This window comes from Sphingopyxis sp. EG6 (assembly GCF_003609815.1).
In the GTDB taxonomy this organism is placed as follows: domain Bacteria; phylum Pseudomonadota; class Alphaproteobacteria; order Sphingomonadales; family Sphingomonadaceae; genus Sphingopyxis.
Genome location: NZ_AP017603.1, coordinates 815,274 through 837,623 on the forward strand (window position 1 = coordinate 815,274; position 22,350 = coordinate 837,623).

The window sequence follows — 22,350 nt, forward strand, 5'->3', positions numbered from 1 at the left end:
CGTGACTGAGGCGACCGACCAGAAGGCGGCGGATGCTCTCGCCAAACAGGTCGCCGAAGAGGTCGGCAAGGAATTTCTGGCCGAAGGTCATTCGCCGCATTCGCCCGAAGCGCGCGCCGAGCGTGAGAAGCGGATCAAGCTGCGCGCGCGCGCCCAAGGGATCATCGATCGCGGCCGCGAACGGCTGGGGCCGGGGACGCGGGTGTTTCATATCGTCCGCCGTGTCGTCGTCGGCACCTATACCGACGGCTTCATCCATGCCGGCAACCTTGCCTATCTGGCGCTGATCGCGCTCTTTCCCTTCTTCATCCTGCTCGCCGCCGCCTTTTCGCTGATCGGTGGCAGCGTCGGGGGCGAAGCGGCGATCGAGGCGGTATTCTCGACGATGCCGCCATCGGTCGCCAAGGCGCTGGCGGGGCCGATCCGCGAAGTGATGAGCGCGCGCACTGGCATTTTCCTGTGGCTCGGCGCGCTCGTTGCGCTGTGGACCGTGGGCAGCCTGATCGAAACGGTGCGCGACATATTGCGCCGCGCCTATGGCACGCATTTCAGCAAGGGCTTTTTCCATTATCGCCTGCTGTCGATCGGCATCATCACCGGCGCCGTGGTGCTGATGCTGCTATCGTTCAGCATGCAGGTGCTGATCGTCGGGGTCGAACAATTCGTCACCCGCGTGCTGCCCGAGCAATATCAGTCGGTCGGCGTCGTCGCGATCTCGCGCACGGTGTCCGGGCTTGGCCTGTTCCTTGCGATCTACATGCTGTTCTACAGCCTGACGCCATCGAAATACCGCACGCGGCAGTTTCCGAAATGGCCGGGGGCGCTGTTCACGACGCTGTGGTGGATCGGCGTGACGCTCGCGCTGCCGCCCCTGCTCGCCAGCCTGCTGAGCTATGACGCGACCTATGGCAGCCTTGCAGGGGTGATGGTCGCACTGTTCTTTTTCTATCTCGTCGGATTGGGTATGGTGATGGGCGCCGAACTCAACGCTGCGCTCGTCGAGGTTGAGGATTTGGGCCATGACGCTATTGGGCGCGTCGATGATGTGATTATTGAAAAGGCCGGAGACACAAAATGACGGGTCTGATGACGGGCAAGCGCGGGTTGATCATGGGGCTTGCGAACGACAAGTCGCTCGCCTGGGGTATTGCCAAGGCGCTGCATGCGCAGGGCGCCGAGCTGGCGATCTCGTACCAGGGCGATGTGATGCTGAAGCGGGTGAAGCCGCTCGCCGACGAGCTCGGCTGCGATTTCCTGATCGATTGCGACGTGTCAGACATGGACAATCTCGACGCCGCCTTTGGCGCACTGTCGGCGCGCTGGCCGACGATCGACTTCGTCGTCCACGCGATCGGCTATACCAACAAGGAAGCGCTGCGTGGGGCTTATGCCGATGTGACGCTCGACGATTTCCTGATGACGATGAACATCAGCGTGTACAGCTTTACCGCGGTGGCGAAGCGCGCCGCGGCGATGATGACGCCGTTCGACCCCGAGACGGGCAAGGGCGGCGGCTCGCTGCTGACCTTGAGCTATTATGGCGCCGAAAAGGTCATTCCGCATTATAATGTCATGGGCGTGGCCAAGTCGGCGCTCGAGACCAGCGTGAAATATTTGGCCAATGATTATGGTCCGCAGGGGGTGCGCGTGAATGCGATTTCGGCGGGGCCGATCAAGACGCTCGCGGCGTCGGGCATCGGCGATTTCCGCCTGATCCTGAAATGGAACGAGCATAATGCGCCGCTGCGCCGCAATGTGACCATCGACGATGTCGGGGGGTCGGCGCTGTACCTGCTCAGCGATCTGGCGTCGGGGGTGACGGGTGAGACGCACCACGTCGATGCGGGATATCATACGGTGGGCATGAAACAGGAAGACGCGCCGGATATCGCGCTTGTCTGAAGCCTTCGGCATCCGCGCCGCCGCGGCGGCGGATGCCGACGCCATCGATGCCGTTATCCGCGCCGCCTTTGCCGGGACCGAATTCGGTCATCAGGGCGAGGCAGAGCTGGTGCGGATGATCGACGCCGACGGTGACGCCATGGTGTCGCTCGTCGCCGAGCAGGGCGACGAAATCGTCGGGCATCTGCTGTTCAGCCGCATTGATGTCGAGGCCGACGGCACCGCGATGTCGGGCGCCGGGCTCGCGCCGGTGTCGGTCGCGCCCGACTGCCAAGGGCAGGGCATCGGCGGGGCGCTGATCCGCGCCGGGATCAAATTGCTCGGCGCGCAGGGCTGTGCGATCAGCTTCGTGCTGGGGCACGAAGGCTATTATCCGCGCTTCGGCTATTCGCCCGACCTTGCGGCGCGCTTTAAGTCGCCCTTTGCCGGGCCGCATTTCATGGCGATGATGCTGGACTCGGCGGCGCCTTGGCCGCTAGGCGGTCGGGCGGACTATGCGCCCGCATTCGGCCGGATGGGATAGAGGCATGAGTTTCAACAGCTTCGGACGCGTTCTTCGCTTCACCACTTGGGGGGAGAGCCATGGCCCCGCGCTCGGCGCGGTCGTCGACGGCTGCCCGCCACGGCTGTCGCTGTCCGAAGCCGACATCCAGCCTTTCCTGGACAAGCGTCGTCCGGGCCAGTCGCGCCACACGACGCAGCGGCAGGAGCCCGATCAGGTCCGCATCCTGTCGGGGGTGTTCGAGGGCAAGACGACGGGGACGCCGATCAGCCTGATGATCGACAATGTCGACCAAAGGTCGAAGGATTATGGCGAGATCGCGCAGGCCTATCGCCCCGGCCATGCCGATTATGCCTATGACGCCAAATATGGCATCCGCGATTATCGCGGCGGCGGCCGGTCGAGCGCGCGCGAGACCGCGGCGCGGGTTGCGGCGGGCGGCGTCGCGCGGCTGGTGATTCCGGAGGTACAGATCCACGCGTGGGTCGCCGAAATCGGCGGCGATGCGATTGATCCTGCGAACTTTGACCTCGAAGAGATTGATCGCAATCCCTTTTTCTGTCCTGATCCCGCTGCGGCGCAGCGCTGGGAAGGGCTGATGGATGCCGCGCGGAAAGCGGGCAGCTCGCTCGGCGCGGTCATTGAATGTGCGGCAAGCGGGGTTCCCGCAGGATGGGGCGCGCCGGTCTATGCGAAGCTCGACAGCGATCTCGCCGCGGCGATGATGGGGATCAACGCGGTCAAGGGCGTGGAGATCGGCGCGGGGTTCCATGCGGCGCGGCTCCGCGGCGAAGAAAATGCCGACCCGATGCGCCCCGCCACCGACGGCAGCAACCGCCCGGACTTCCTGTCGAACAACGCTGGCGGCATCGCGGGGGGCATTTCGACCGGCCAGCCGGTCGTCGTCCGCGTGGCGTTCAAGCCGACCAGCTCGATCCTGACCCCGGTGCCGACAATCAACAAGGCGGGCGAGGCCGCCGACATCGTCACCAAGGGCCGCCATGACCCCTGCGTCGGCATTCGCGGCGCGCCGGTGGTCGAGGCGATGATGGCGCTGGTGCTGGCCGATCACAAATTGCTCCACCGCGCGCAATGCGGTTGACGCGACGGTAATGGAAGCGATCCGGGCTTTTATCGAAGCGCATCAGGCGGTCATATCGCTGGTCATTCTGGCCGGTATTTTTGTCGGCTTCATGCTGGAACGGCTGCCCGCCACGGTCATCGCGGTCGTTGGCGCCTGCATCTATCTGGCGCTGGGCATTCTCGATTCCGATGCGATGTATTCGGTGTTTTCGAACTCGGCGCCGATCGTCATCGGCGCGATGTTCGTGCTGTCGGGGGCGCTGATCCGCACCGGGGTCATCCAGCGCGTCGCCGATGCGATCATGAAGCGCGCCGACAAACATCCGCGGCTCGCCATTGTCGAAGTGCTCGTCGGCGCGCTTGTCGCCTCGGCATTCCTCAACAATACCCCGGTCGTCGTCGTGCTGGTCCCCATCATGTTGAAGCTGGCGGAAGTGACAGGGGTCAGCGCCAAAAAACTGCTGATGCCGTTGTCGATCGCGGCAGTGCTTGGCGGCACTCTGACGTTGATCGGGACATCGACGAACCTCGTCGTCGACGGCATCGTGCGCGATGCGGGAATGGAGCGGTTCGGCATCTTCGAGATTACCCCCATCGGCTTGGTGACCGCGGCATCGGGCATGATCGGGCTGGCGCTGATGTGGTGGCTGTTGCCGTCGGACAAGCCGGTCCACGGCCCGGCGGGAACCCATGACGCGCACCAATATCTGACCGAACTGGTGCTGGAAGACGATGATGACCTGGTCGGAATGACGATCGAGGCGTTCCGCGACCTGCCGCGTTCGGGGCGCATCGTCGGGATTCGCCGCGCGTCCGCGGTTGTTCATGGCACCGACCTCGAGAATTGGATTCTGGCGCCCGGCGACCGTCTGATCCTGCGGGTCGATGGCGCCACGCTGATGACATGGCGCGAACAGGGGCGATTTCGGCTCGGGATCGGGAGCGGCGACCCGGCGGAGGGCGATATGGTCGTCGAAACCATGGTTGCATCGAACCATCCCGCGATTGGCCAGCGGCTGATCGACATCCCCTTTCTGCAAAAGATCCGCGCGCGGATCATCGGACTTGACCGCCCGGCGCACCAGCCCGGCCCCGATCTGGCCAGCGTCCGCATTCGCCCTGCGGACCGGCTGTTGGTTGCGGGGGGGGCGGACGAGGTCGAAGCCCTGCGCGATAACCCGCACCTGATCGGCGCCGACCTCGCAAAAGTGCGCGCCTTTCGCCGTGGCAAGGCGTGGATTGCGATCCTCTGCATGCTGGGAGTGGTCACGCTCGCGGCGCTAAATGTGCTGACCATCGGGGTCGCGGCGATCATCGCGATCGGCGTGATCCTGATCACGCGTTGTATCGACAGCGAAGAGGCATGGGGGACGATCGACGGCGACGTGCTGATCCTGATCTTTGCGATGCTGGCCGTAGGGCTTGCGCTGGAAAACAGCGGCGCGGTCGCAATGATGGTCGGCTGGGTCAAGCCGTCGCTCGCCGATGCGCCGCCGTGGGTGCTCGTCTTTGGCATCTATTTCTTTGCGTTGATCCTGTCCGAACTGCTGAGCAACAATGCCGTCGCGGCGTTGATGACGCCGGTCACCCTGGCGATCGCGTCCGAACTGGGAGTCGATCCGCGGCCGCTGGTGATCGCGCTGATGATCGGCGCCTCGGCCTGTTTCGCCACCCCGATCGGCTATCAGACCAATACGATTGTCTATGCCGCGGGCGACTATCGCTTTATCGATTTCGTCAAGATCGGCGTACCGCTCAACATCATCACCGGGGTGTCGACCTGTTTCGCCATTGTATTTTTCATGACATGACGCGCCCTTGACGCTGCGCGTTGTGGCGGCTCAAAGGGTGCGCAGAACGGGTCCGCAAAAGCGCGCCACTCATTAAGAAATTCAAGGGGGACGGCCGCATGGACCGCAAGCTGACTTGGTATATATTGGCGGGCATGGCGCTCGGTGTGATCGCGGGATATGCGGTTCACGTCGGCCTGCCCGCGGACCATCCGTGGTTCGAATATCTGACCAAGACGTTCAAGCTGTTATCCGACATCTTCCTCAACCTCATCAAGCTGCTCGTTGCGCCGCTGGTGCTGTCGACGATCGTCGTCGGCATCGCGAACATGGGTGACAGCAGCGCCCTCGGCCGCATCGGGACGCGCGCGATCATCTGGTTCATCACCGCCAGCTTTATCTCGATCGCGCTGGGCCTGTTGATGGTCAATCTGTTCCAGCCTGGCATCGGCGCGCCGATCCCCGACGCGGCCGAGGCCGCCAAAATGGTGGGCGAGGTCAAGAAGCTCGACGCGTGGGAATTCACCCTGTCGATCTTTCCCAAAAATGCGCTGGAAGCGTTGGCGACCAACAATATCCTGCAAATCCTGGTCTTTTCGATCTTTGCCGGCGTTGCCTTGTCGGCGATCGGCGAAAAGGGGTCGGCGCTCGTGCGCGGCGCCGACGCGCTCGCCGAAATGATGCTCCAGATCACCGGCTATGTGATGCGCTTTGCGCCGTTTGCGGTGTTCGGGGCGATTGCCAATGTCGTTGCAAAAAGCGGCCTTGGCATCCTCGCGACCTATTTCGAGCTGCTCATCGAATTTTACATCTCGCTGGTGCTGCTCTGGGTCATTCTGCTCACGTTGGGCTGGGCCTTCCTGCGTCAGCGTATCTGGATGCTCATTCGCTATATTCGCGAGCCGCTGCTGATCGCCTTTTCGACCGCCTCGTCGGAAGCGGCGCTGCCCAAGATGTTCGAACAGCTCGATCGCTTCGGCGTGCCGCGCCGCATCTCGGGCTTCATGCTGCCGCTGGGGTACAGCTTCAACCTCGATGGTTCGATGATGTATATGAGCTTTGCGACGATCTTTATCGCGCAGGCCTATGGCATCGACCTGTCGATCACCACCCAGGTCCTGATCCTGCTGACGCTGATGATCAGTTCAAAGGGCATCGCCGCGGTGCCGCGCGCTAGCTTGGTCGTGATCACCGGGACGTTGGCCCAGTTCGGCTTGCCCGTCGAAGGCGTGGCGATTATTCTGGCGATCGACCAGTTCCTCGACATGGGCCGCACCGCGACCAATGTCGTCGGCAACGCGGTGGCAACCAGCGTCATCACCAAATGGGAAGGCATGCTCGAAGTGCCCGAACCCGCCGACGCCGAACGACCGCATGCCCCGGCGCATACACCGCACCATGGAACCCGCGGGCTCGATCTTCGTGATGACATAGGGGACGGCGCCAACAAGCCAGCGGTCGACAAGGCATAAACCGCAGCTTCGCGCCGTCCCCATGGGGGCGAGCAAGGAGCTGAGCCATGGCCGAGGCCGCCGCGATTGACGAAGCAGACCGGGACGCTTTGCGTGCACGGCGGCTGCGATGGCGCATGCTGCTGGGCTTTCTCGCCGGGCTGATTATCGGGCTGGCGGTTCATTATGGCGCGCCCGACGCCCCTTGGGTTGCGGCGGTGACCACCTATGTCACCGGGCCGCTGGGCCAGATATTCCTGCGCCTGCTGTTCATGCTCGTTATTCCGCTGCTCGTATCAGCGCTGATCGTCGGCGTCGCCGACATGGGTGAGATGCGCGCGCTAAAATCGATCGGCACGCGCACGCTGATCTACACCGTTGTGGTTGCGGCGATTTCGGTCGTGGTCAGCCTGATCGTCGTCAACCTGCTCCAGCCGGGGGGTGGGGTCGACCCGGCGCTGGCGCGCAGCCTGATCGCCGAGGGGGCTGAGGGCGCTAAGGCCATTACCGACCGCGCGGGCGAGGCGAAGACCGGGATGGACGCGGTCGTCGCGATCGTCCCTGACAATTTCGTCGCCGCGATGGGCGCCAATGACGTCCTTGCGGTGATGTTCTTTGCGCTATTTTTCGGCATCGGGCTGATGCTGGTGCAAACACCCCAGACGGCAGCGCTGAAATCGGTCGTCGAGGGGGTGTTCGCGGTTGCGATGAAACTGATCGGGCTCGTGATCCAGCTCGCGCCGATCGCGATTTTCTGTTTCATGTTCAACTTGGCGTCGCAGTTCGGATGGGATCTGATCATCCGCCTGTCGGCCTTTGTCGGGGTCGTGCTGCTCGCGCTCGCGCTTCAGATGTTCATCGTGTTCCCGGTCATTTTGAAGACGCTGGCCAAAAAGTCGCCGATCGCCTTTTTTCGCGAGACGCAGGAGGCCTTTGTCATGGCCTTTGCCACCGCGTCGTCGAACGCCACGCTGCCGACCGCGCTGCGCGTCGCGCACGACCGGCTGCACCTGCCCGACAAGGTGGCGCGTTTTGTCCTGACGATTGGCGCAACCGCGAACCAGAACGGCACCGCGATGTTCGAGGGGGTGACGGTGATCTTCCTCGCACAATTTTTCGGCATCGAGCTGACGCTGACGCAGCAGATTTTCGTGATGCTGATCTGCATATTGGGCGGCATCGGCACGGCCGGCGTGCCCGCCGGGTCGCTGCCGGTGATCGCGTTGATCCTGGCCTCGGTCGGCATCCCGCCCGAAGGCATCGGGCTGATCTTGGGGGTCGATCGCTTCCTCGACATGTGCCGCACGACGCTGAATGTCATCGGCGATCTGGTCGCCGCCACCGTAGTGTCGGCAGGGGTGAACGACGATGAGGCGGTGGCGCAAGACGCCACCGCCTGATGGCTTGAATCCTATTCCGGACGAACGGCGTTTTCGGCGTCGACCCGGCTGACCGTGGCCGGCGGGTTGGCGCGCGGCGCTTGCGCAGCGGCCGGCGGCGGGCGGAATGTCGGCGCCGGACGCTCCGACCGCGGGGGGCGATCGGGCATCGCGGATGACGATGGCCCGCGACGTGGGGGCGAAACCGCTTCGCCGGGCGCGCGTACCGGCCTGTTGCGGACGGGGCGGGGCTGTCCCGTGTTGCCGTCGACTTGCGGAACGGGGCGCGGGCGAGCGGTCCCCCAATCGGGGCGGCCGGGGCGTGCGGGAGTGGTCGTCACGGGCGGCGTGCCGGTTGCACTCTCTCCGCGCTCGCGACCCGGCCGCGTGCCGCGCGGTCCGTCACTGTCGCGATCGCCGCGGTTCCAACCGCCGGGACGACCCGGTCGACCATCGCCCGGCCGCCCATCGCCGTCACCGCGGTTCCAGTCGCCGGGGCGTCCCGGCTGGCCGTGGCCGCGGCTGCCATGATGTTTCCACCACGCGCGGCGGCCGCCCCAATAGTTCAGATAATGGTCGCGCAGTGGATAGCGGTTGCGGTAATTGTCGAACATCCACATCCCATAGCCGGGATAATAATAGTCATCGTACCAGCCGCCACCGAAGCCAATGTTGACGAAGCCGCTGCCATAATCCGACGCGTCGTAACAATCATAGCCATAGCCGTCGTCATAGGCATAGCCGTCATAATCATAATAGGCGCTGCCATAGCGCGCCGCGCAATCGCCGCCCGACGCATAGCTCGCGCCATAGACGTCGCCATAATAGCAACCGCCGAGCGTCGTCGTGGCGAGGGCGCCGAGCGCGAGGGAGAGGGGGCGTTTGTAGGTCAGGGGCATCGAGCCATTCCTTTGTCGGGTCCGGGCGGACCGGTCATGTTGGCGGCGAAGCTGCATGAGTCGAGTTGAATTTGCGGTGAATAGTGGCGCAGTGGACAAATCGCGTTACTTGCATCGATGTCAGTAGTGCGATACGCTTGGCGATAAAGCAGCACCACAGAGGATGGACCCGATGAACGCGCCGACCAAGATCACATGGCCCGAAGCCCGTTTTGGCCCCGAAACGCAGCATTGGCTGCCGCGCAACCCCGATCAGGCGCTCGATCATATTCCCGGCGAGGATGGCTATCCGGTGATCGGGAACACCCTGGAACAGCTCAGCGACTATCGCAGTTTTACCAAGCGGATGGTCGCCAAATATGGCCGCGTCTATCGTAACAACAGTTTTGGCGGGCGCAGCGTCGCGCTGCATGGACCCGAAGCGAACGAGCTGGTCATGTTCGACCGCGAAAAGATCTTTTCGTCCGAACAGGGCTGGGGACCGGTGCTCAACCTGCTGTTCCCGCGCGGGCTGATGCTGATGGATTTCGAAAAGCATCGGGCCGACCGCAAGATCCTGTCGGTCGCGTTCAAGCCCGAGCCGATGCGCCATTATGCCGAATCGCTGAACGAAGGGATCAAGGATCGCGTCGCGTCATGGAGCGGCCAGACGTTCCAATTTTATGCGGCGATCAAGAAGCTGACGCTCGACCTGGCGGCGACCAGCTTCCTCGGCATTCCCTTTGGCCCCGAGGCCGACAAGGTGAACAAGGCCTTTGTCGACATGGTGCAGGCGTCGATCGGCGTCGTCCGCGTGCCGATGCCGTTCACCGCGATGGGCCGCGGCGCCAAGGGTCGCGCCTATCTGGTCGAATATTTCGGGCGCATGGTGCCGGAGCGGCGCGAAGGGACGGGCGAGGATATTTTCAGCCAGATCTGCTGCGCCCGCGACGACAATGGCGACTATATGAGCGCTGAGGCGATCGTCGATCATATGAACTTCCTGATGATGGCGGCGCACGACACGATCACCAGTTCGATCACGTCGATGGTGTGGATGCTCGCCAAGCACCCCGAATGGCAGGACAGGCTGCGCGAGGAAATGCTGGCGGTGTCGCCCGCGGGCGAGGGCGTCGGCCACAACAGCCTGGGCGAGCTGGAAATGACCGAATGGGCGTTCAAGGAGGCGCTGCGGCTGGTGCCCCCGGTGCCGAGCTTTCCGCGCCGCGCGCTCAAGGATTTCGAATATGGCGGCTATCGCATCCCGGCCGGGACATCGGTCGGGGTCAGCCCCGCCTATACGCATATGATGGAAGAACATTGGCCCGAGCCCGACAAGTTCGACCCGATGCGCTTTTCGCCCGAGATCGCGCGCGAGCGGCACAAATATGCGTGGGTGCCGTTCGGCGGCGGCGCGCATATGTGCCTGGGGCTGCACTTTGCGTACATGCAGGCGAAGATCTTTTTCCATCATGTCATCACGACGCACCGCATCGTGGTCGAGTCCGGCTATGAGCCGAAATGGCAGGTGCTGCCGATCCCGCGTCCGAAGGATGGTCTGAAGGTGACATTCGTACCGCTCTGAGCTTGCACAGTTCGGCGTCGCACCCCATTGAAATGGGGTGAAAAGCGCGCGTCCCTATCTGATCTGGTTCGGTATCGCGGTCGTGCTTGCGCTTGTCGCGATCCGCGGCATGCAATGGGTGCGCGATCATCCCGAACATATGCCAACCGCGCGCTTCGAGGTCGCGCATCCGCAGGGATGGGCGACGCAGCGCAAGCTGGTCGGGCTCGCGCGCGACGACACGGCCTGCTTTGCGGCGCTCGACCGCGCGGGCGCCGGATATGAACGGCGTCCGGTGATCGGCACGGGCACCTGCCGCGCCAGCCAGCGCCTGGTCCTCACCGGCAATCGTTTCGTGCCGACGATGCGCCCGGCGAATGCCGCGCCGGGTTGCGCGGTGACCGTCGCGATGGCGCTATGGAATCGCGACGTCGTTCAGCCGCTGGCGCAAAAGCATTTCGGGCAAAAGGTCGTCGCGCTGGAAAATCTGGGCAGCTACAACTGCCGTGCCATCCGCGGCGGGCAAGCGCCGAGCCAGCATTCGACCGCCAATGCCATCGACATTTCGGCGTTCGTCCTGGCCGATGGAACACGCATCGCGTTGATCAACGACTGGGACGATGCCGACGTCCGCCGCCAATTTCTACACGAGGTTCGCGACGGGTCGTGCGACCTGTTCAGCACGGTGCTTTCACCCGATTACAATGCCGCCCATGCCGACCATTTCCATTTCGACATGGCGGCACGGACTGCGGGATGGTCGGTTTGCCGCTGATCAGACGGTGAAGCTTTCGCCGCAACCGCAGGCGCCCTTGGCGTTCGGATTCTCGAACACAAAACCCGCGGCGAAATCATCCTCGACCCAGTCCATGACGCTGCCGATCAGATAGAGCACCGACGCGCCGTCGATGTAGAACACCCCGCCGGGGGTTTCGATCTTCTCGTCGAACCGTTCTTCGCTCGTCACATAATCGACCGAGTAAGCGAGACCCGAGCAGCCGCGGCGCGGGGTCGACAGCTTGACGCCGATCGCGTTTGCGGGCGCGGCGGCCATCAACGCTGCGACGCGGGCTTCGGCGTTGGGGGTCAGCGTGACTGCGGCGGGGCGGGTGCGGGTTTTCGTTTCGCTCATTACAACATTCCCAACTCAAGCCGCGCTTCGTCGCTCATGTTCGCGGGCGACCAGGGCGGATCCCAGACCAGATTGACTTCGGCGTCGCCCACGCCCGGCACCGCGCCGACGCGCAATTCGACTTCGGCAGGCATCGATTCCGCGACGGGGCAATGCGGGGTGGTCAGCGTCATGGTGACGACCGCATGGCCCTCGTCGATCTCGACATTATAGATCAGGCCAAGGTCGTAGATGTTCACCGGGATTTCGGGATCGTAAATGTCCTTAAGCGCGTTGACCACGGCCTCGTACAGGTCGCCGCCGACGCCGTGCGGATCGACCGCCGCGGGCTTGGCAGCAAGGAAACCCTCAAGATAGTCGCGCTTGCGTTCCAATTTCTCGGGCGCCGTCTCGACATCCGCGACGCGCGCCTTGGGCGGCGCCTCGACGCTGGTGACTTCTTCCACCTTGATCATCCGATCCTCACTCATCCGAAAATCCTCTCGACGCGGGCGAGGCCGTCGGTCAGCGCCGCCACATCGTCGTCATTGCTGTACACACCGAAACTTGCGCGCGCTGTCGCGGCAACGCCCAGATGCTCCATCAGCGGCTGCGCGCAATGGTGCCCAGCGCGGATCGCGACCCCGCTTTCGTCCAAGATAGTGCCGATGTCGTGCGGATGCACCCCCGCCATCGAGAAACTTACGATTCCAGCACTGTTTTCAGGGCCATAGAGGGTGATGCTGTTCTTGCGCGCAAGTTGTTCGCGCACGCTGGTTACCAATGCGACCTCATGCGCATGGATCGCATCGACGCCCAGCGCCGCGACATAATCGACCGCTGCGGCCAGCCCGATCGCCTCGATAATCGCGGGCGTTCCAGCCTCGAAGCGGGTGGGGGCGGGGGCGTAGGTCGTCTTTTCAAACGTCACACGGTCGATCATCGAGCCGCCGCCCTGCCAGGGCGGGAGCGTATCGAGTTTGTCGCTCCACAGCACGCCGATCCCGGTGGGGCCGTAGAGCTTGTGGCCCGAAAAGACGTAATAGTCGCAGCCAAGCGCGGCGACATCGACGGGCAGGCGCGGCACCGCCTGACAGCCGTCGATCAGCAGTTCGGCGCCGACGTGGTGCGCGATATCGGCGGCACGCGCGACGTCGAGCGGGCTGCCGAGCACGTTCGAGACATGCGCGAAGGCGACCATATTATGCTCGGGTGTGAGCAGCTTCTCGGCGGCGTCGAGGTCGATGCAGCCGTCCGCTGTCAGCGGGCAGACATCGACCTGCCAGCCCGCGAGCTGCCAAGGCACGATATTGCTGTGATGCTCGAGCATCGATAGCAAAACGCGGCCCTTCTTCGGATGCGAATAGGCTACGAGGTTGATCGCCTCGGTCGCGCCGCGCACGAACGCGATCTCATTCTCGCGCGCGCCGATAAACGCCGCGATCCGCCGCCGCGCCGCCTCATAGGCGAGCGTCATGTCGGCCGAGCGCGCATAGACCCCGCGATGCACCGTCGCATAGTCGCGGCCCATCGCGTTCACGGTCGCGTCGATCACCGCCTGCGGCTTCTGCGCGGTCGCGGCGGTGTCGAGATAGTGCCAGCCGGGCGTCAGACCGGGAAAATCGGCGCGGACGTCGGGGAAGGTGCGAAGAGCGGTGGTGGTGCTCACACCAATTCCCCCAGCTTGGCGAGCGCCAGTTCCTGCAACCGCGCCTCATCCTCGGCGCCGTCGAACACGCCCGCGACGAAGGCCTGCAGCAGGATCTTTTTCGCTTCGGCGGGCGGCAGGCCGCGCGACTGGAGATAATAGAGGCTCATCGCGTCGAGCTCGCCGATCGCGCAGCCGTGCGCGCATTTGACGTCGTCGGCGAAGATTTCGAGTTCGGGCTTGGCGTTCGCGGTCGCGCTGCGACCCAGCAGCATTGCCTTCACATCCTGTTCGCTGTCGGTCTGCTGCGCATCGCGCGCGACGGCGACCTTGCCGAGATAGGTTCCGGTCGCGGTGCCGCCGAGGACCGAGCGCACCATCTGCCGCGACGTCGCGCCGGGTTCGGCGTGGGTGACGGTGGTGACGATCTCGAGATTTTGATCGCGGCCGCCGATCTGCGCCGCGCCGAGCGTGAAGTCGGCACCTTCGTGGAGCGTCACCGCGAGCTCGATGCGGCCATAGGCACCGCCGATGTTGAGGATGTGCAGCGCGGCGGTTGCGCCCTTGCCGATGCTCATCTCGATCTGATGGATCGCGCCTGCATCCTGCACGATCGCGCGGCGAAATTCGCCGCCCGCGGGCACGACGATGCTCTCGGGCGCGGGCAGCGGCCATGCGGCAGTCACCGCGTCGATGTCGGAGTAGCGCCATGCTTCGTCGCGGCGTGAAGGGTGGGTGGTGGCCGTCATGCGATCCTCCCTGTGCCCATAGGGCATGGGGAGGGGGACCGCCGCGAAGCGGTGGTGGAGGGGCAGCGACGTCGCGCCATGGCCCCTCCGTCAGCGGCTTCGCCGCTGCCACCTCCCCATCGCTGTGCGACAGGGAGGATAAAGACGGGCAGCGTCATCACGCCGCGATCTCCGCATAGCCTTCGCGTTCGAGTTCGAGCGCGAGTTCGGGGCCACCCGACTTCACGATCCGCCCGCCCGCCAGCACATGCACGAAATCGGGTTGCACATAGTCGAGCAGGCGCTGGTAATGGGTGATCAGCAGCACCGCCTTGTCCGGGCGCCGCATGATGGAATTGATCCCGTCGCCGACGGTGCGCAGCGCGTCGATGTCGAGGCCGCTGTCGGTCTCGTCGAGGATCGCGAGCTTAGGGTCGATGATCCCCATCTGCACCATTTCGTTGCGCTTTTTCTCGCCGCCCGAAAAGCCGACATTCACCGGGCGCTTGAGCATGTCCATGTCCATCTTGAGCAGCCCCGCCTTCTCGCGCGCGAGTTTCAGGAAATCGCCGCCCGACAACGGCTCTTCGCCGCGCGCCTTGCGCTGGGCATTGAGGCTTTCGCGCAGGAACTGGACGTTCGACACGCCGGGGATTTCGACCGGATACTGGAAGCCGAGGAACAGCCCCGCCGCAGCGCGCTCATGCGGCTCCATCTCGAGCAGGTCGGCACCGTCAAAGGTCGCCGATCCGTCGGTCACCTCGTAACCCGGCCGACCGCCGAGCACATAAGACAGTGTCGACTTGCCCGCGCCGTTCGGCCCCATGATCGCATGGATCTCGCCCGCATTGATGGTCAGCGACAGGCCTTTCAGGATCGGCTTGTCGGCGACGGTGGCGTGCAGGTTTTCGATTCTCAGCATGTCAGACTTTCAGGCAGAATGAAGCGCGGCGCGCGCTGATCGGGTGCGCCGGTTTGTGGACTGGATGTGGGAAAAGCCCGCGAAGGGCAGGGGCTGAGCGGCGCCTATTCGGCGGCGAAGATTTCCGCCAGCTCCGAATTGGCGACTTCCTCGACGCTGATCACGCTGGTGTTCTGCAGATGCTGCAACCGCCGGATCAGCATGGTCACCGCATGATGCGGAACCATGACCACCTCGTCGCGATCGCGTTCCGATTTCCGCTGCTGCCGGATGATCACGCCCTGATGCGTCGGATAGGCGGTCACGGCCTGCACAGGATGGACGACCAGATCGGCGTCCGACCAGTTGAATTCCAAACCGCGTGCCATGACTGTTTCTCCGGATCGACTCGGACAGAGGGCGAGCATATGACAAAGGCGTGACGTCCCATGTCCCCGGATGCGGACTGGTGATAATTATAGTTAATTCGGGCCGGTTAATGCCGGAGTTGAGGTGGTTTCCAGCCCATATTGTCTCAATTCGGGGCATAAGCGGGGGCACCGCGGACATCGCTGTCCCCGTCGGTTTGGCTTGGTGCCTGGGCGAGCCGTTAAGATCGTCAATTTTGCGCATCTTGCGCTTTCATCCGGTCCAGAACGCGCCGCTCGGCGGTGCCGATGATCGCATCGGCGGCCTTTTCCGACGTCTCTCGGCTGGCAAAGGGAATCTGCTCGCCGATGCCGTCAGCTAGGATATTCATCGCAACCTCACGCGCCCCGGCGACCGATGCCACCTCGGCGAAGCTGACCGGCCAGCGGCCGAACTCGGCCTTGTAGGTGGCCGCGGCGTTCAACAGGTCCTGCTCGTAGGAGGTGACCGCGCCGCGGACCTCCGGCGGCAATTTCTCCACGAGCGTCGCGGTGTCGAGCAGGCCGCTCTCGCCCGCTGAGCCAGCGTCGCCGCACGCGGCGAGCAGGGCAAGGCTTAGGCAGGCGGGAATGACGAAGCCGCGGCGCATCATCCGACGCTCCCCTCAAGGCTGATGCCCAGCAGTTTCTGTGCCTCCACCGCAAATTCCATCGGCAGTTGCTGCAGCACTTCCTTGGCGAAGCCGTTGACGATCAGCGCCACCGCCTCTTCCTGCCCCAGCCCGCGCTGCATCGCGTAGAAAAGCTGGTCGTCCGAAATCTTCGACGTCGTCGCTTCATGCTCGACGGTCGCGGTCGGATTGCGGACTTCGATATAGGGGACGGTATGCGCGCCACAGGTGCTGCCCAGCAGCAGGCTGTCGCACTGGGTGAAGTTGCGCACGCCTTCGGCATTCGGCGCGACGCGCACGATGCCGCGATAGGTGTTGTTCGACTTGCCCGCGCTGATCCCCTTGCTGACGATGGTCGAGCGCGTGCGCTTGCCGTTGTGGATCATCTTGGTGCCGGTGTCGGCCTGCTGATAATTGTTGGTGACCGCGACCGAATAGAATTCGCCGACGCTGTCGTCGCCGTTGAGCACGCAGCTTGGATATTTCCAAGTGATCGCGCTTCCCGTTTCGACCTGCGTCCACGACACCTTGCTGCGCTTGCCCTGACACAGTGCGCGCTTGGTCACGAAATTATAGATGCCGCCAAGACCCTCGGCATTGCCCGGATACCAGTTCTGGACGGTCGAATATTTGATCTCGGCATCGTCCAGCGCGACCAGTTCGACCACCGCGGCATGAAGCTGGTTCTCGTCGCGCATCGGCGCGGTGCAGCCTTCGAGGTAGCTGACGTACGCGCCCTTGTCGGCGACGATCAGGGTCCGCTCGAACTGCCCCGTATTCTCGGCATTAATGCGGAAATAGGTGCTGAGCTCCATCGGGCAGCGCACACCCTCGGGCACATAGACGAAAGTGCCGTCGGAAAAGACCGCGCAGTTGAGCGTCGCGAAATAATTGTCGTGCATCGGCACGACCTTGCCGAGCCACTTTTTCACCAGCTCGGGATATTCGCGGATCGCTTCGGAGATCGACAGGAAAATGACGCCCGCGCGCTTCAGCTCCTCGCGGAAGGTCGTTGCGACGCTGACGCTATCGAACACCGCGTCGACCGCGACCTTGCGCGCGCCCTCGACCCCGGCGAGCACCTTCTGCTCCTCGATCGGGATGCCGAGCTTTTTATAAACTTCGAGGATCTCGGGATCGACCTCGTCGAGGCTGCCGAGCTTGGGCTTCGGCTTGGGCGCCGCGTAATAATAGGCGTCCTGGTAATCGATCGGCGGCACGTTGAGCTTCGCCCAGTCGGGGGTCGCCATCGTCTGCCAGTGGCGGAACGCCTTCAGCCGCCAGTCGAGCATCCATTCGGGCTCGTTCTTCTTGGCCGAGATGAAGCGGACCGTATCCTCGGTCAGCCCCTTGGGCGCGAAGTCGGTCTCGATGGCTGAGGACCAGCCATGTTCGTAGTCGGCGACTTTGGCGGCGGCGTCGTGCGCAGCCTGGTCCTTGATGCGGGTTTCGGTGTTGTCGGTCATATCTATCTCGTCGCCCCCGCGAAGGCGGGGGCCGCTGTCGTTGGTGCACTGGGTCCAGCGGCCCCCGCCTTCGCGGGGGCGACGGACAAGGAGGCCAAGCTGATCTCCGCCAGCGCGCCGCGCACGGCGCCGTTCACGACACCCCAGTGCGGCTGCACCTTGCAGCTGCCCTCCAGCGTACAATCGTGGCGGCCTTCGACAACGCAGCTGGTCAGCGCGATCGGGCCTTCGACCGCTTCGATGATGTCGGCGACGCTGATTGCCGCTGCCGGCCGCGCCAGCCGCACCCCGCCGCCGCTGCCGCGCGAGGCCACGAGCAGGCCAGCGCGCGCGAGCTGGCTCACCAGTTTCTGTGCGGTCGGTCCCGGAATCCCCGTCTGCTCGGCAAGCATGCCGGCGTGAAGCGGCACCGACCCGCATTGGCGGGCGGCGGCGCTCATCAGCACCACGGCATAATCGGCAAGGTTGGACAGGCGCATCGTTTCTCCGCTCGCAAATTGCGAACGATTCTTAACTGGAGTAAATTACTCCACTTATATAGGCGCGCCGTTTGGACGGTGCAAGCAAGCGCGTTTGTCGGCGGGGATAGAAATATTGCGCCAAAAAAAAGGCACCCACCTGGCCGGAGCCAAATGAGTGCCGAGATGAAGGTCTCAGTCCTCGTCAGAGGATGAGCTCTTCTGGGTCGCAGCACCCGATTATGCTCGCGCGGCGATTCGCGATTGTACGGAAACGCCAAAAACGGCCTAGGTCAGATTTTCGTGGTTAATAGGGTCGAGCGACCGCGAACGCCGCCGCCGAACCTTCACCGTAGCCCTGAGCTCATCGAAGGGCGCCTGTCCGAGAAACGCCCTTCGACAAGCTCAGGGCTGCAGTGACGATCACACCGCAAAATCCGCCCTACGTCTCCGACACCAGCGGACTGACCTTGCCGGCAAGCTGCTTGCGGCCCTTGGTCGTCGCCTCGGTGTAGGAAGTCGGCTTGCTGAGCTGACCCGGCGTCGCGCCGGCGAAGCGCTTGATCTCGCGGATCAGATGCGACTGGTCGTAAAAGGCATCGCCGAGCTGTGCGGCATCGAGCCCTTCGCCGCGCGCGAGCGCCGATGCGGCGCGCACGGCGCGATATTTGCGCGCCAGCATTCGCGGCGACAGGCCGTAATAATGTTTAGTCATCCGCTCGACCGAGCGGATCGACATGCCGGTGGCATCGACCAGATCGGCGACCTGCGGCGAGGGCGTCGCGGTGAGCCACTCGTCGACGGTGCGGATGAACCACAAAGGCGGCGCTTCGCCGCGGGTCAGCACTTCGCGCGCAAAATTATTGCCGATCACCAGCTTGGCCTCGACGTCCGCCGCCTGTTCCAGCGTTGTCGCCACGTCTTCGATCCACGGCCCGAACCGGTCAGTGGCATCAAGCGCGCGGTCGGTCAGCTTTTCCGCATCGTCGCCCATCAGCGCCGCCCATCCCGCGGGCAGCAGGCCGAACCCGAACAATTGCGCCGGGCAATTGCTGATCGCGCGCACCCGTCCGCTCGTCGGGCCGATGATGATCGCGCGCGTCACGTTGGCGCGGTGGCCGTCGGCAAAGACATATTCGCCGTCGGCATTGGTGACGAAACGGAACTGCGGCCGGTCGGCGCGTTCATATTCGTCGAATTTCGGCATATTGAGCCGCGCGAAATAAAAGCTCGACACCAGGTCCGCCAGATCGGGATCGGGCGGGAAATAGTGCAATTCGAACGGCGCGCTGCCGTCCACGCTGTCACGCGACGATGATGATTCCGACATGAGACCCAGCCCCGACAGCCTTTCCGCGGCTGCCTGTTATCTGGAACAAGTCTTTTGCGCTTCTTCCCTGCGCGTCAAGCGTGAAGTTTGTTCGATTATTAGCTTTTTTGGCTTGCGATCCATGCATCGACGCGCCGTTCGAGGATGTCGAGCGGGACCGGTCCCGATTCGAGGACGACGTCGTGAAAGGCGCGATAGTCGAATTTGGCGCCCATCGCCGCTTGGGCACGGCCGCGCAGTTCCATGATCTTGAGCTTGCCGATCAGATAGGCGGTCGCCTGTCCCGGATAGACGATATAGCGCTCGATCGCCTTTTCGATGTCGCCGTCGGGGTTCGGCGTATTGTCTTTCAGATACTGGATCGCGCGTTCGCGGCTCCAGCGCTTGTCGTGGATGCCGGTGTCGACGACGAGGCGGCAGGCGCGCCATAGCTCCATGCCGAGCCGCCCGAAATCGCTGTACGGATCGGTGTAAAAGCCCATGTCCTTGCCGAGCTCCTCCGAATAAAGCCCCCAGCCTTCGGTATAGGCGGTGAAACCGCCAAAGCGGCGGAAGGGCGGCAGGCCGGTGAGTTCGGTCTGGACCGCGCGCTGGAGATGATGGCCGGGAACCCCCTCATGATAGGCGAGTGCTTCCAGCTCGGTCTTGGGCATGTCGCGCAGGTCGTAGAGGTTTACATAATAGGTGCCGGGGCGCGACCCGTCTGGCGAAGGCGACTGGTAGAAGGCCTTGCCCGCCGATTTCTCGCGGAACGCCTCGACCGCCTTTACCTGCAACGCGGCCTTGGGCAGCGTGTTGAAAAAGGCCGGGAGCCGCGCTTCCATCGCCTTGGTGCGGGCGTCAACTTCGGCGAGATAGGCCTCGCGCGTCGTGTGATAATATTGCGGGCTAGTGCGCAGATGCTCGAAGAATTGCTGCAGCGTGCCCTTGAAGCCGACCTTGGCCATGATCGCCCGCATCTCGCCGTGGATGCGCGCGACTTCGGCGAGGCCGAGGTCGTGGATCTCGGTCGCGGTCATGTCGGTCGTCGTGTAATTGGCGAGCAGCGCCTCATAATAGGCTTTGCCGTCGGGTAGGCGCCACACCCCGTCCTGCGTGGGCGCGCTCGCCTGCTGGCGCTTCATTTCGGCGAGCAGGCGCCCATAGGCGGGGCCAGCGCTCTCTGCCCATGCGGCCTTCGCCGCGGCGGTCAGTCGCGCCTTTTCGGCGGCATCGATGTCGAGCTTGGCGACTTTTGCGGCGAGATCCTCGACGACGGCGTTGTTCGGTCCTTGCAGGTTGCCGATATCCGAAATCAGATAGGCATAGACCCATTTGGGCGGTTGGACGCCCTTGGCAGCGCGCTTCACCGATTCCGCATTCAGCGCGTCGAGCACCGGGCCCAGCCCGCGGATGCGCGTAACATAGGCTTCGGCCTCGGCAACATTGGCGACGCGGTGGATGTTGATCAGAAAGGCGGGGAGCTGGCTTTGCGGGCCGTTCATCTGGTCAAAGACATAGCCGCGATCGCGGAACGGGAACAGCCGCTCGGCGCGCCCCGCCTGCGCGTTGAACAGCTCGAATGACAGCGCCTCGTCGGTCGACATGCTGGCCGGATCGAAGCTGCCGCGCATCGCTGCGGCGGTCGCCTGTTGCAATTTGTGGTTCGCGATCGCCGCTTCGTCGCTGACGTCGTTCCAGCGGCCATAATCGGCGTCACGAATTCCGCGATACGCCTTGCCCTGCGGGCTCAGCGAGAGCTGCGCGGCGTCATAATTGTCGAAAAATTGCGCGAGGTTCGCTCCTGCGGGCACCGCATCCGGCGCGGGCGTCGCTGCCGCGGTGGCGGGCGCGTCCTGCACCGCGGCGGGCGCGCAGCCCGCGACGGCGAGCAGCGCGATGGCGGTAGACAGGCGAGCGATGAGGTGAAGCTGCGACACGATTTTCTCCCGGTTTTTCCGATGGCTTTTTGGCGATGGCGAATTGGTTGCAGCGGGGCTTGCCATAGCCGCGCGGGGCGCGCAATGGCGGGCCATGTCGCTCTTTGCCTCCGCCGCCGATGCCGCTTATGCGCTGGTCCGCCCGATCGTCCATGCCACCGATGGCGAGGCGGCGCATAATCTGACCCTCAACGCGCTTCAGCCGCTGCCGCGCGCGCGCACCGCATTGTCGAGCCCGGTGCTGGCTACCGAACTTGCGGGGCTGCATTTCCCCAATCCGGTCGGCCTCGCGCCCGGCTTCGACAAGGATGCGCGCGTCGCGCATGCGATGCCGCATTTCGGTTTCGGCTTTGTCGAGGTCGGCACGCTGACCCCGCTGCCGCAGGACGGCAACCCGCGCCCGCGGCTGTTCCGGCTGGTCGAGGATCGGGCGGTGATCAACCGCATGGGGTTCAACAATGGCGGGCAGGAGAGGGCGGCCGACCGCATCGCGTGCCTGCGCCGCCACGGGCTGCCGGTGCCGCTCGGCATCAATATCGGCGCCAACAAGGACAGCGCCGACCGCATCGCCGATTATGCGCGGGGCACCGCGGCGATGGCGCCGCTCGCCGATTATTTGACCGTCAATATCAGCTCGCCGAACACGCCGGGGCTGCGCGCCTTGCAAGACAAGGGCGCGCTCGAGGCGCTGCTCGACGGTGTGGCAGCAGCGCAGCCGGTGGGCGCGGCCAAACCGGTGTTCCTGAAGGTCGCGCCCGATCTGGAGCCTGCCGACATCGACGACATCGTCGCGGTTGCGATCGACAAGGGGCTCGCTGCGGTGATCGTCTCGAACACCACGATCACGCGCCCGACGCTGGCATCGCGCCACGCCGCGCAGGCGGGCGGCCTGTCGGGGGCGCCGCTCGCCGATCTGGCGCTCCCGCGCGTTCGCGATTTCCGCGTGGCTGGCGGGGGCAGGGTGCCGCTGGTGGCGGCAGGCGGCATCGCCTCGGCAGAGCAAGCGTGGGAGCGCATTCGTGCGGGCGCCAGCCTGGTGCAGATTTACTCGGCGATGGTTTACGAAGGACCGGGGCTCGCCGCGCGGATTGCGAAAGGGCTCGAAAAGCTGGCGGTGCGTGACGGTTTTGCGCGGGTGAGCGACGCGGTGGGGGTAGGCGAATAAATCCTCCCTGCCGCGAAGCGGTGGGGAGGGGGACCG

General features: G+C 64.2%; 22 protein-coding genes. 10 read left to right on the plus strand and 12 right to left on the minus strand.

Annotated elements, in window-relative coordinates:
- Window position 1 precedes the first annotated feature (1 nt).
- The 7 genes from SPYCW_RS03950 (at window position 2) to SPYCW_RS03980 (ending at window position 8,128) form a co-directional block, all read left to right on the plus strand.
- Window positions 2–1,078: a YihY/virulence factor BrkB family protein gene (locus SPYCW_RS03950; RefSeq protein ID WP_120215696.1), complete on the plus strand. Its 1,077-nt coding sequence runs from the start codon at window positions 2–4 to the stop codon at window positions 1,076–1,078.
- Window positions 1,075–1,902: an SDR family oxidoreductase gene (locus SPYCW_RS03955; protein WP_120215697.1), complete on the plus strand. Its 828-nt coding sequence runs from the start codon at window positions 1,075–1,077 to the stop codon at window positions 1,900–1,902. Before SPYCW_RS03950 ends, SPYCW_RS03955 begins: the two co-directional genes overlap by 4 nt.
- Complete coding sequence (locus tag SPYCW_RS03960; RefSeq protein WP_172595416.1) at window positions 1,895–2,425, plus strand: GNAT family N-acetyltransferase; 531 nt, start codon at window positions 1,895–1,897, stop codon at window positions 2,423–2,425. The genes SPYCW_RS03955 and SPYCW_RS03960 overlap by 8 nt, the downstream gene beginning before the upstream one ends.
- 4 nt (window positions 2,426–2,429) lie before the next feature.
- Entirely contained in the window at window positions 2,430–3,506 is a 1,077-nt protein-coding gene (aroC, locus tag SPYCW_RS03965; RefSeq protein WP_120215699.1) for a chorismate synthase, read from the plus strand.
- 10 nt (window positions 3,507–3,516) lie between these two features.
- Window positions 3,517–5,298 (plus strand): SLC13 family permease, encoded by a 1,782-nt coding sequence (locus tag SPYCW_RS03970; protein ID WP_120215700.1) that lies wholly within the window; start codon window positions 3,517–3,519, stop codon window positions 5,296–5,298.
- A 98-nt stretch (window positions 5,299–5,396) separates the two neighbouring features.
- Window positions 5,397–6,749 carry a dicarboxylate/amino acid:cation symporter gene (locus SPYCW_RS03975; protein WP_120218088.1) on the plus strand — a complete coding sequence of 451 codons (1,353 nt, stop codon included), beginning with the start codon at window positions 5,397–5,399 and terminating at the stop codon, window positions 6,747–6,749.
- 47 nt (window positions 6,750–6,796) lie between these two features.
- Complete coding sequence (locus SPYCW_RS03980; protein ID WP_120215701.1) at window positions 6,797–8,128, plus strand: dicarboxylate/amino acid:cation symporter; 1,332 nt, start codon at window positions 6,797–6,799, stop codon at window positions 8,126–8,128.
- An 11-nt stretch (window positions 8,129–8,139) separates the two neighbouring features.
- On the opposite strand, the gene SPYCW_RS19115 is transcribed toward SPYCW_RS03980, so the two are convergent.
- Window positions 8,140–9,006, minus strand: a complete 867-nt coding sequence (locus tag SPYCW_RS19115) for a hypothetical protein (protein WP_197715655.1) — start codon at window positions 9,004–9,006, stop codon at window positions 8,140–8,142.
- 172 nt (window positions 9,007–9,178) lie between these two features.
- Between SPYCW_RS19115 and SPYCW_RS03990 the strand changes: the two genes are divergently transcribed.
- The gene (locus SPYCW_RS03990; RefSeq protein WP_120218089.1) at window positions 9,179–10,570 is read left to right on the plus strand and encodes a cytochrome P450; all 1,392 of its coding nucleotides are present in this window, start codon (window positions 9,179–9,181) and stop codon (window positions 10,568–10,570) included.
- Window positions 10,571–10,607: 37 nt separating this feature from the next.
- Window positions 10,608–11,324, plus strand: coding sequence for an extensin-like domain-containing protein (locus SPYCW_RS03995; RefSeq protein ID WP_232014826.1), 717 nt, complete (start codon window positions 10,608–10,610; stop codon window positions 11,322–11,324).
- On the opposite strand, the gene SPYCW_RS04000 is transcribed toward SPYCW_RS03995, so the two are convergent.
- From SPYCW_RS04000 to SPYCW_RS04050, 11 genes are all read right to left on the minus strand, one after another.
- A complete protein-coding gene (locus SPYCW_RS04000; RefSeq protein WP_120215702.1) occupies window positions 11,325–11,681 on the minus strand; it encodes a HesB/IscA family protein in 357 nt (118 codons plus the stop codon).
- Entirely contained in the window at window positions 11,681–12,151 is a 471-nt protein-coding gene (locus SPYCW_RS04005; RefSeq protein WP_120215703.1) for an SUF system Fe-S cluster assembly protein, read from the minus strand. The genes SPYCW_RS04000 and SPYCW_RS04005 overlap by 1 nt, the downstream gene beginning before the upstream one ends.
- The gene (locus tag SPYCW_RS04010; RefSeq protein ID WP_120215704.1) at window positions 12,148–13,329 is read right to left on the minus strand and encodes an aminotransferase class V-fold PLP-dependent enzyme; all 1,182 of its coding nucleotides are present in this window, start codon (window positions 13,327–13,329) and stop codon (window positions 12,148–12,150) included. The genes SPYCW_RS04005 and SPYCW_RS04010 overlap by 4 nt, the downstream gene beginning before the upstream one ends.
- Window positions 13,326–14,057, minus strand: coding sequence for a SufD family Fe-S cluster assembly protein (locus SPYCW_RS04015; protein WP_120215705.1), 732 nt, complete (start codon window positions 14,055–14,057; stop codon window positions 13,326–13,328). Before SPYCW_RS04015 ends, SPYCW_RS04010 begins: the two co-directional genes overlap by 4 nt.
- A gap of 157 nt (window positions 14,058–14,214) precedes the next feature.
- Window positions 14,215–14,958 carry a Fe-S cluster assembly ATPase SufC gene (gene sufC, locus SPYCW_RS04020; RefSeq protein ID WP_120215706.1) on the minus strand — a complete coding sequence of 248 codons (744 nt, stop codon included), beginning with the start codon at window positions 14,956–14,958 and terminating at the stop codon, window positions 14,215–14,217.
- A gap of 104 nt (window positions 14,959–15,062) precedes the next feature.
- On the minus strand, window positions 15,063–15,326 hold the full coding sequence (locus SPYCW_RS04025; RefSeq protein WP_120215707.1) for a hypothetical protein: 264 nt from the start codon (window positions 15,324–15,326) through the stop codon (window positions 15,063–15,065).
- A 230-nt stretch (window positions 15,327–15,556) separates the two neighbouring features.
- Window positions 15,557–15,955: a hypothetical protein gene (locus SPYCW_RS04030; protein ID WP_145985936.1), complete on the minus strand. Its 399-nt coding sequence runs from the start codon at window positions 15,953–15,955 to the stop codon at window positions 15,557–15,559.
- Entirely contained in the window at window positions 15,955–17,442 is a 1,488-nt protein-coding gene (sufB, locus tag SPYCW_RS04035) for a Fe-S cluster assembly protein SufB (RefSeq protein WP_120215709.1), read from the minus strand. Before sufB ends, SPYCW_RS04030 begins: the two co-directional genes overlap by 1 nt.
- A 2-nt stretch (window positions 17,443–17,444) precedes the next feature.
- Entirely contained in the window at window positions 17,445–17,921 is a 477-nt protein-coding gene (locus tag SPYCW_RS04040; RefSeq protein WP_120215710.1) for an SUF system Fe-S cluster assembly regulator, read from the minus strand.
- A gap of 421 nt (window positions 17,922–18,342) precedes the next feature.
- A complete protein-coding gene (locus tag SPYCW_RS04045; RefSeq protein WP_120215711.1) occupies window positions 18,343–19,230 on the minus strand; it encodes an AraC family transcriptional regulator in 888 nt (295 codons plus the stop codon).
- 98 nt (window positions 19,231–19,328) lie between these two features.
- The gene (locus SPYCW_RS04050) at window positions 19,329–21,149 is read right to left on the minus strand and encodes a DUF885 domain-containing protein (protein ID WP_232014827.1); all 1,821 of its coding nucleotides are present in this window, start codon (window positions 21,147–21,149) and stop codon (window positions 19,329–19,331) included.
- A gap of 94 nt (window positions 21,150–21,243) precedes the next feature.
- On the opposite strand from SPYCW_RS04050, the gene SPYCW_RS04055 reads away from it, so the two are divergent.
- Window positions 21,244–22,314 (plus strand): quinone-dependent dihydroorotate dehydrogenase, encoded by a 1,071-nt coding sequence (locus SPYCW_RS04055; RefSeq protein WP_120215713.1) that lies wholly within the window; start codon window positions 21,244–21,246, stop codon window positions 22,312–22,314.
- Window positions 22,315–22,350: the final 36 nt, after the last annotated feature.